We start from the raw sequence: 7,950 nt of genomic DNA, 5'->3' as shown, positions 1-7,950 counted from the left end.
GACGGCACGACGTCCCCGTGCTCAGCCGACGGCCTCAGGCAGCCACTGGTCGGGACCGAAGACCTCGTAGTGGATCCGGTCGGCGGGCACGCCCGCGTCCCGGAACTGCGCGCGGACGGCGCGCAGGAACGGCAGCGGGCCGCACAGGTGGACGTCGGCGTCCGCGGGCAGCGCGAGCCCGCCGACCTCCATCCGGCCGACCTCGGCGTCCGGCTCCTCGGCACCGGGGTGCTCGTACCAGAAGACCGCCCGGGCGCCCGGCAGCCGGTCGACGAGCCCCCGGGTCTGTGCGCGCAGCGCGTGGTCGGCGGGCGAGCGGTCGGCGTGCAGCACCAGGACCTCGCGGTCGGAGCCGACGGCGGCCAGGTGGTCGAGCATGCCGACCATCGGCGTGCAGCCGATCCCGGCCGACGCGAGCACCAGCGGCCGGGAGCCGTCCGTCAGGACCACGTCGCCGAACGGGGCGGACAGCACGAGCCGGTCGCCCGCCCGCACCCGCCGGTGCAGCAGCGTGGAGACCTCGCCGTCGGGCGTGCCGCCGCCGGTGACCCGCTTGACCGTGATCCGGCGCAGGTCGCCGTCGGCCGCCGGGTCGCAGGAGAGGCTGTACTGGCGCAGCTGGTGGACGCCGTCGGGCATCCGCAGCCGGACGCTGACGTACTGTCCGGCGCGCGCCCGGGGCGCGGGGGCGCCGTCGGCGGGCCGGAGCAGGAAGGACACCGTGTCGGGGGTCTCGTCGTGGCGCTCGACCACCGTCCACGGCCGCCAGGTGTCGCCGGGCGGCACCTCGGCGGCCTGGTAGAGCCGGGCCTCACGGGCGATCAGGGCGGCCGCCATCAGCCAGTACACCTCGTCCCAGGCGGCTGCCACGTCCGGGGTGACGGCATCGCCGAGCACCTCGGCGATCGCGGCGAACAGGTACTTGTGCACGAGGGTGTACTGGTCCTCGGTCACCCCGACCGCGGCGTGCTTGTGGGCGATCCGGTCCAGCAGCGCCGCGGGGGAGGCCTCGGGGTCGTGCACCAGAGCGCCGGCGAAGGCGGCTATCGAGCCGGCCAGGGCCCGGCGCTGCGCGCCGTCGGCCTGGTTGCCGCGGTTGAACAGCCCGTCCAGGAGTTCCGGCCGCTCGGCGAACATGGTCGCGTAGAAGCGGCTGGTGATCTCGTCCAGCGCGGCGCCCACGGCGGGCAGGGTGGCGCGGATCACGGCGGCCGAGTCGGCGGAGAGCATGGCGGCTCCAAGGGGTGCGGCGGGTGGTGGGTCGGCGCCGGCGAGCGGGCCGGTACCCGGTCTACCAGCGCCGGAGCCCGCCGCGTTGGGCCGAACGTCCCGGCGCAGCGGGATCCGGGACCAACGGCCCCACCGGAAGGGCCGGGCGGCCCACCGCCGCCGGCGCGGCCCCGGCCCGGCCGGACCGCCGGAGAACGCGGCGGGCGCACGCCGGGGTACCGGCGTGCGCCCGCAGGTGGTGGCAGCGCGTCAGGCGGGGACCCGTCAGCCGACGGTCAGGCGGAACGGGCCGGCCAGCACCGAGTAGCCGTCGTTCGCCAGGTAGTACACGTCGTACGCGCCCGCGCCGTTGAGCTTGCCGGTGGACAGGGTCACCGCGCCGCTCTGGTTCGGGGTGTAGGCCCAGGTCAGCGAGGACTTCGAGCCCGGGGTGACGCCCGCCGGGTAGACGCCGACCCAGTTCTTCGCGCTGACCTGGGAGGTGTCCGGCAGCGCGTAGCGGAAGGTGGCGTTGCCGCCGTTGGCCACCGCGTTCAGGTCGCCGGTCAGCGTGGGCCCGGTGGCCGTGGCCGGGGCGAAGGCGGCGTTGAGCGGGGTCGCGTAGGTGTCGTTGGCGGTCAGCCCGGGCAGGCCGAGGGCCGACTCGATGGTCCGGCCGATCGAGTAGTGGTCGTAGTGCAGCGGGCTGCTGGTCCCCGCCGGGACGGTGCCCTGCGAGCCGAGCACGACGGTGGCCACGTGGTTGTAGCCCTCGCTCTCGCTCTCGTCCCAGGTCAGCACGAGCAGCGAGCGCTGCTGGGTCCAGGCGGGGGAGGACAGCACGGGCGCCAGCGTCTGCTTCAGCCAGCCGTCCTGCACCTGCAGGCTGGTGGCGCTGCCGTTGCCGGAGGCCTCGCCGTCGTAGTAGTCGTCGGCGGCGATCCATGAGAAGTTCGGCGTGGTGGCCGCCGACTGCAGGTCGGTGGTCAGCTGGGTGGTGTCGAACAGGTGCGACGCGCAGCGGGCCGCGTTGCCGCTGATGTCGGTGTAGTTGATGAACGGCGCGTCGTCCGGCTCGTACTTGGCGTCGTACTGGGTGGTGGTGTTGCACGGGGTGCCCATGCCCTGCTCGTAGGCCTTCCAGCTCTTGCCGGCCGCCTCCAGGGTGTCGCCCAGGTTGCGCTGCGGGGAGTTGATGTTGGGCCAGTAGGTGGCGCCCGTGGTGTAGGTGTCGCCGCCCGCGATGGCGAGGTAGTTCTCGTCGCTGGGGTGGTAGACGCCGTGCGCGTCGGTGAGGGTGGCGCCCTGGGACATCAGGCTGTGCATGAACGGGGTGTCGGTCGGGTCGTTCATGATCTGGCTGTAGTCGGTGTTCTCCATCATGACGGTGAACACGTGGTCGTAGCCCGGCACGGCGGAGGCCGGCGGGGCGACCGGCGCGGGCGCGGTGACCGGGGTGTTCAGGGTGAGGGAGAGGTTGTCCAGGTAGCCGGCCTCGTGCGAGGTGGAGAGGAACTGCACCTCCACCTGGATCGAGCGGGTGCCGGCCGGCACCGCGCCGGTGCTGGTGCGGGAGAGGAACTCGGTGCTCAGGCCGCGGTCGGTCGCGGAGACCGTGGGCAGCTTGGCGGTCTGGCCGAGCGGGGCGCCGTTCGCGTCCCGGAAGTGCAGCGCGACCGCGACGTAGCCGCTGTACGCGCCCCAGCCGCCCAGCCAGCCGGACAGGTTGTAGCTGACGCCGCCGCCGTCGATGGCGCCGGCGGCCGACGAGACGTCCACGGTCTGGCTCATCGAGCCGTCGCCGAAGTTGCCGGGGGCGAAGAAAGCCCGGCCCGGGGTGTTGCCGTCCTGGGGCAGGCCGAAGGAACCGGCGCTCTGGCACACGGTGTTGATCCCGCCGGCCTGGACCGTCCAGCCCGGGACGGTGGAGGCCGCGCCCCAGTCGCCGGTGCAGTAGCCGCCGGCCTCGGCATCGCCGTTGACGATCAGGTTGCCGCTGCTGACCGCCGCCTGGGCCGGGGTGGGGGTCGGGACGGCGACGACCAGCGCGCCGAGGAGGGGGAGGGCGGCCAGGGGGCTGCGGCGCAAGCGCATGGGTGGGTACCTCGTCCTGTGGGTGAGGGTTGGTTGCCGTGGACGGGACACATAGGTATCGGCCGGCGCTGTCCTTGGGAAGAACTCCGGTAAAACTTGGTCAGACAAGTTGTCACCTGTTGGTCAGACAAGTGGGCGGAGCTTGATCAGACAACTTCGCCCTCCGGAGGTCGGCCGGGCCGACCGGGCGGGCCGACGTCCGGAGCGACGCGCCCGGTCGGCCGCCGGGGCGGGGGCCGGGGCGGGGGCCACGGCCCGCGACGGGCCGCCCGCCGTGCCCGGTGGCCGTGCTGAGGGACCGTCAGGTGGGTGCGCCGGCCGCGCGCCGCACTTGATCGCCACTCTTGTGAGGCAGGTCCGGGGCGTGGGAAGCTCCACGACGTGATCGACGACCGGGCACGCGCCGTGTCGACGGACGCCGTTCCGTGGTGGTCGCGGGCACTGGCCGAGGGGGACCGGGGCCGGGCCGGGCGGCCCGCCTGGGCCGCCTTCGTCGACGACACCCTGGCCGGATGGCCGGCGTCCGTGCCGCTGCCCGCCGAACTCCCCGGCCTCACCGGCTTCGCGGCACTGCTGGCACCGTTCGCCGAGGCAGCGGCCGCCGGCCTGCCGGGCGAGCTGCCCGGTGCCGGGGCCGCCGCGATCCGGGCGGCCCACGCGGCGCGGCTCGCCGACGCCCTCGCCCGCTGCGCGGCCCGCACCCTGGTGCTGGAGCTCGACGCGGCCCGGGAGGCCGGCGCACTGATCGGTGACACGCCGTCGGACAGGTTCCGCGACTTCGTCCAGCTGCTGTCGAACCGGGCGAGCATGACGGCGCTGTGCTACGCCTACCCGGTGCTCGCCCGCCTGATCGGCCAGCGCTGCCTGCACACGACCGCGGCCCTGGCCGAACTGCTCGGGCGGTTCGCCGCCGACCGGGCCGAGCTGGTCGCGACCCTGCTGGGCGGGGCCGACCCCGGCCCCCTGGCGGCGGTGGAGACCGGAGCGGGGGACGGCCACCAGCACGGGCGCGCGGTGGCGATCCTGCGGTTCGCCGACGGCCGCTCCGCGGTCTACAAGCCCCGACCGCCGGCGATGCACCGCCACTTCAACGAGGTCGTGCGGTGGTTCGCCGCGCTGCCCGGGGTACCGGACCTGTCGGCACCGGCCGTGCTGGACCGGGGCGACTACGGCTGGGTCGAGCACGTGCCGGCGCACCCGTGCGCGACGGACGGGGAACTCGACCGCTTCTACCGGCGACTCGGCGCGCTGCTCGCCCTGGCGCACGCGCTGGGCGCCACCGACCTGCACTACGAGAACCTGATCGCGCGCGGCGAGCACCCGCTGCTGATCGACGTCGAGACCCTCTTCCACCCCGGCGCCGTGCCGGCGGGCGTCGAGGACCCGGCGGTGGCCGCGCTGGGCGCGTCGGTGCAGCGCACCGGTCTGCTCCCGATCCTGCTGCTCGGTGACCGGAGCGCGATGGACGCCTCGGGACTCGGCGGCGACCCGGGGGCGCCGCTGCCGGTGGACCGGGCGGTCTGGGCCGATCCGGGCACCGACCGGATGCGGCTGGTCCGCCGTCCCGGGACGGCGGCCGGCGGCGGGAACCGGCCCGGCCCCGCCGAGCCCGCCGCCCACGCCGACGCCCTGCTGGCCGGGTTCCGCGCGGGCCACCGGGCCGTCGCCGCACACCGGGACGCGCTGCTGGGGCCGAGCGGACTGCTGCGCCGGTTCGCGGACGACCCGGCCAGAGTGGTGCTGCGGGCCACCCGGGCCTACGCGACGCTGGCCGAGGAGGCGACCCACCCCGAGGCGCTGCGGGACGCGGCGGCCAGGGCCGCGCTGTTCGACCTGCTGGACAGTCAGGACCTCGGCGGTCCCGCGCACCCCGCCGTGCGGGAGCACGAGGCGGCGCAGCTCTGGGACGACGACATCCCGGTGTTCGGCACCCGCCCCGGCTCCCGGGACCTGTGGAGCGGCACCGGCGAGCGGATCCCCGGCTTCCTGGCGCGCTCGGGCCTCGACGTGGCGGGCGACCGGATCCGGGCGATGGACGAGGCCGACTGCCGGGCCCAGGAGTGGATCGTCCGGGCGGCGCTGGCCGCCAGGTCGACCACCCCGCCGCACGGCCCGAGCACCCCGCCGCACCGTCCGGTCCCGGTCGGCGGGCCGTCGGGCGCCGCCGCGCCGGCCGCACCCGATCCGGACCGCCTGCTCGCCGCCGCCCGCGGCATCGGCGACCGGCTGCTCGCACTGGCCCACCGCGCTCCCGGGCGGGCGAACTGGCTCGGCCTGGAACTGCTCGGCGGGCGGTACTGGCAGCTGCGGCCGTGCGGTGCCGACCTGGCCTGCGGCTACCCGGGCGTGGCCCTGTTCCTGGCCCAACTCGCCGCGCTCACCGGGGCCGAGCAGTACGCGGCGGCGGCCCGCACCGCGCTGCGCCCGCTCCCGGTCCTGCTGGAGCGGCTCGCCGCCAGGCCCGCGGACGCCGCCGCCGTCGGACCGGGCGCCTTCGCGGGGCTGGGCGGCATCGCCTGGGCCGCCGCGGCGACCGCCGCCGCCCTGGACGACCCGGAGCTGCGCGCGCTGGTCGCCCCGGCGACCGCCCTCACCGTGCTGTCCGCCACCTGGGCCGACGGTCCGTCCGACGGTTCGTCAGGACCGGCCGGGGCGCCGGTCGCAGGAGCGGCCGAAGGGCTCGCCGAGGGCCTGGCCGGCGGGGCGGCGGCCCTGCTCGCCGTGCACCGCGCCACCGGAGCGGCCGAGGCCCGGCGCGGCGCGCTGGCCTGCGCGGCCCGCCTCGTGGCCCGGCCGCTGCCGTCCCGGGCGGGCCTGCTGCACGGCGCGGCCGGGATCGGCTGGGCGCTGCTCGGCTGCGCGGCGGCCGGTGGCGGCCGCCGGTACGAGCAGGCCGGACTCGCGGCCCTGCGCACCGCCGCCGACCGGGCGCGCGGCTCCTCCTGGTGCGAGGGGCCGGCGGGCGTCGCGCTGGCGGTGGCCGACCGGCCGGCCGCGGCGGCCGACCCCGACCTGGCGGCCGCGGCGGCCCGGGCCGGGCGCGAACTCGCCCGGTCGGCACCGGCGGCGGACCACAGCCTGTGCCACGGCGAGCTGGGCCTGCTGGAGGCGGCCGCCCCGCTGCCCGGGCCGCTCGCCGCTGCGGCGCGCCACCGCCGGACCGGCCGACTGCTGGCCGCCCTGGAGCGGGGCGAGCCGGTCTGCGGCACCCCCGGCGGCCTGGCGGTCCCCGGCCTGCTGACCGGGCTCGCCGGCCTCGGGCACGGCCTGCTGCGCCAGGGGTTCGCCGACCGGACCGCCTCGGTGCTGCTGCTGCGCACCGAGCCCGACTGTGCGTCACCGGCAGCGCGCCGGGACGTCCGAGGAGAGGAAGGGAACCACCATGGAGACTCCCGACCAGGCCCGTTCCTGGAAGCCGCGGCCGCGGACCCGGTCCGCCGACCCCGCGGGTGAGATCACGCTGCAGACCGCGGGATCGCTCGGCCGCCGGGCGGACCTGCTGGCGGACGGCTCGGGCTGGTGGCCGGTCACCACGGCCCTCACCAGCATGTCCGGCCCCGGCGTGCACGAGGCCTGACGGCACGGCGGCCCTACCAGGTGGTCGGAGGCAGCGATTAGCCTGCGGTCATGCTTACCACGTCACCGGTCACGGTCGGCCGCGAGAGTGAGATCGCGCTGCTCGACGCTGCTCTGAAGGACCTTCGGAGCAGCGTCGGCCGGGCCCTCTTCCTGTCGGGCGAGGCCGGGATCGGCAAGTCCCGGCTGGCGGAGGAGTGTGCCCGGCGGACCACGGCCCTCGGGCTGCCGCTGCTGCGCGGCCGGGGCAGTTCCAGCGCGGTCGGCGAGCCGTTCCGCCCGGTGCTGGAGGCGCTGAACTCCCGCTTCCGCCGCACCGGACCGCCGCAGGACCCCGAGCTCGTGCCGTACCGGCCGGCGCTGGCCCGGGTGGTCCCGGAGTGGCGCACCGGCGCGGCGCCGGGGCCGGAGAGCGTGATCGAGCTGGCCGAGGCGCTGCTGCGGCTGCTCGCCGCGCTCGGCCGGGGCGGCGGCTGCGTGCTGCTGCTGGAGGACCTGCACGACGCGGACTGCGACACCGTCGCCGCGGTGGAGTACCTGGTGGACAACGTCGCCGACCTGCCGGTGCTGCTGCTGGCCACGCTGAGGCCCGAACCGGGAGCGGCGTTCGACCTGGTGCAGGCGGTCGAGCGGCGCCGGATGGCGACCGTCCGGGAGCTCGGGCCGCTCGGCCCGCGGGAGGTCCGGGCGCTCGCGGCCGGCTGCCTCGGGGTGCCGCGGGAGGCGGTCCCGGTGGAGGTGGCCGACCGGCTGGCCGAGGTCGGCGGCGGCAGCCCCTACCTGGCCGAGGAGCTGCTGGCGGAGATGGTCGGCACCGGCGCCCTGGTCCGGGACGGGGACGGCTGGCGCAGCACCGGGGAGCTGGCCGCCGCCGTCCCGGCGAGCGTGGTGCGGGCCTACGGGCGGCGGGCCGAGCGGCTCGGCCCCGGGGCCCGTGAACTGCTCCTGCTGGCCGCGCTGCTCGGGCCCCGGGTCTCCGCCGGAACGCTGCAGGTGGTCACCGGGGGCGACGAGCGGAGCGTGCTCGGCGCGCTGCGGGCGGCGGAGGAGGCGCAACTCCTGGTCCCCGAC

The 7,950-nt window shown here is 76.8% G+C and carries 5 protein-coding genes; 3 read left to right on the top strand and 2 right to left on the bottom strand.

Annotation, left to right across the window (positions count from 1 at the left end; genetic code table 11):
• Positions 1-21 precede the first annotated feature (21 nt).
• The gene (locus ACFW1A_RS35625; RefSeq protein ID WP_380416759.1) at positions 22-1,230 is read right to left on the bottom strand and encodes a globin domain-containing protein; all 1,209 of its coding nucleotides are present in this window, start codon (positions 1,228-1,230) and stop codon (positions 22-24) included.
• A gap of 264 nt (positions 1,231-1,494) precedes the next feature.
• On the bottom strand, positions 1,495-3,303 hold the full coding sequence (locus ACFW1A_RS35620) for an alkaline phosphatase family protein (RefSeq protein WP_380416757.1): 1,809 nt from the start codon (positions 3,301-3,303) through the stop codon (positions 1,495-1,497).
• Between the two features lie 381 nt (positions 3,304-3,684).
• Between ACFW1A_RS35620 and ACFW1A_RS35615 the strand changes: the two genes are divergently transcribed.
• The 3 genes from ACFW1A_RS35615 to ACFW1A_RS35605 all read left to right on the top strand — a co-directional run.
• Positions 3,685-6,756 (top strand): type 2 lanthipeptide synthetase LanM family protein, encoded by a 3,072-nt coding sequence (locus ACFW1A_RS35615; RefSeq protein WP_380416755.1) that lies wholly within the window; start codon positions 3,685-3,687, stop codon positions 6,754-6,756.
• Complete coding sequence (locus ACFW1A_RS35610; RefSeq protein ID WP_380416752.1) at positions 6,686-6,880, top strand: hypothetical protein; 195 nt, start codon at positions 6,686-6,688, stop codon at positions 6,878-6,880. The genes ACFW1A_RS35615 and ACFW1A_RS35610 overlap by 71 nt, the downstream gene beginning before the upstream one ends.
• A 50-nt stretch (positions 6,881-6,930) precedes the next feature.
• Positions 6,931-7,950 (top strand): AAA family ATPase (locus ACFW1A_RS35605; protein ID WP_380416750.1); only part of this gene is annotated, 1,020 nt, incomplete at its 3' end.

Origin of the sequence: Kitasatospora sp. NPDC058965 (assembly GCF_042741245.1) — a bacterium.
Taxonomy (GTDB): Bacteria; Actinomycetota; Actinomycetes; order Streptomycetales; family Streptomycetaceae; genus Kitasatospora.
Note: the sequence above shows the minus strand (reverse complement) of the source record. Positions and strands in the feature narration are given on the sequence as shown.

Coding starts and splice junctions, on each gene's coding strand:
- ACFW1A_RS35610 (WP_380416752.1), top strand. CDS start 6,686: ATGGAGACTCCCGACCAGGCCCGTTCCTGGAAGCCGCGGCCGCGGACC.
- ACFW1A_RS35620 (WP_380416757.1), bottom strand. CDS start 3,303: ATGCGCTTGCGCCGCAGCCCCCTGGCCGCCCTCCCCCTCCTCGGCGCG.
- ACFW1A_RS35625 (WP_380416759.1), bottom strand. CDS start 1,230: ATGCTCTCCGCCGACTCGGCCGCCGTGATCCGCGCCACCCTGCCCGCC.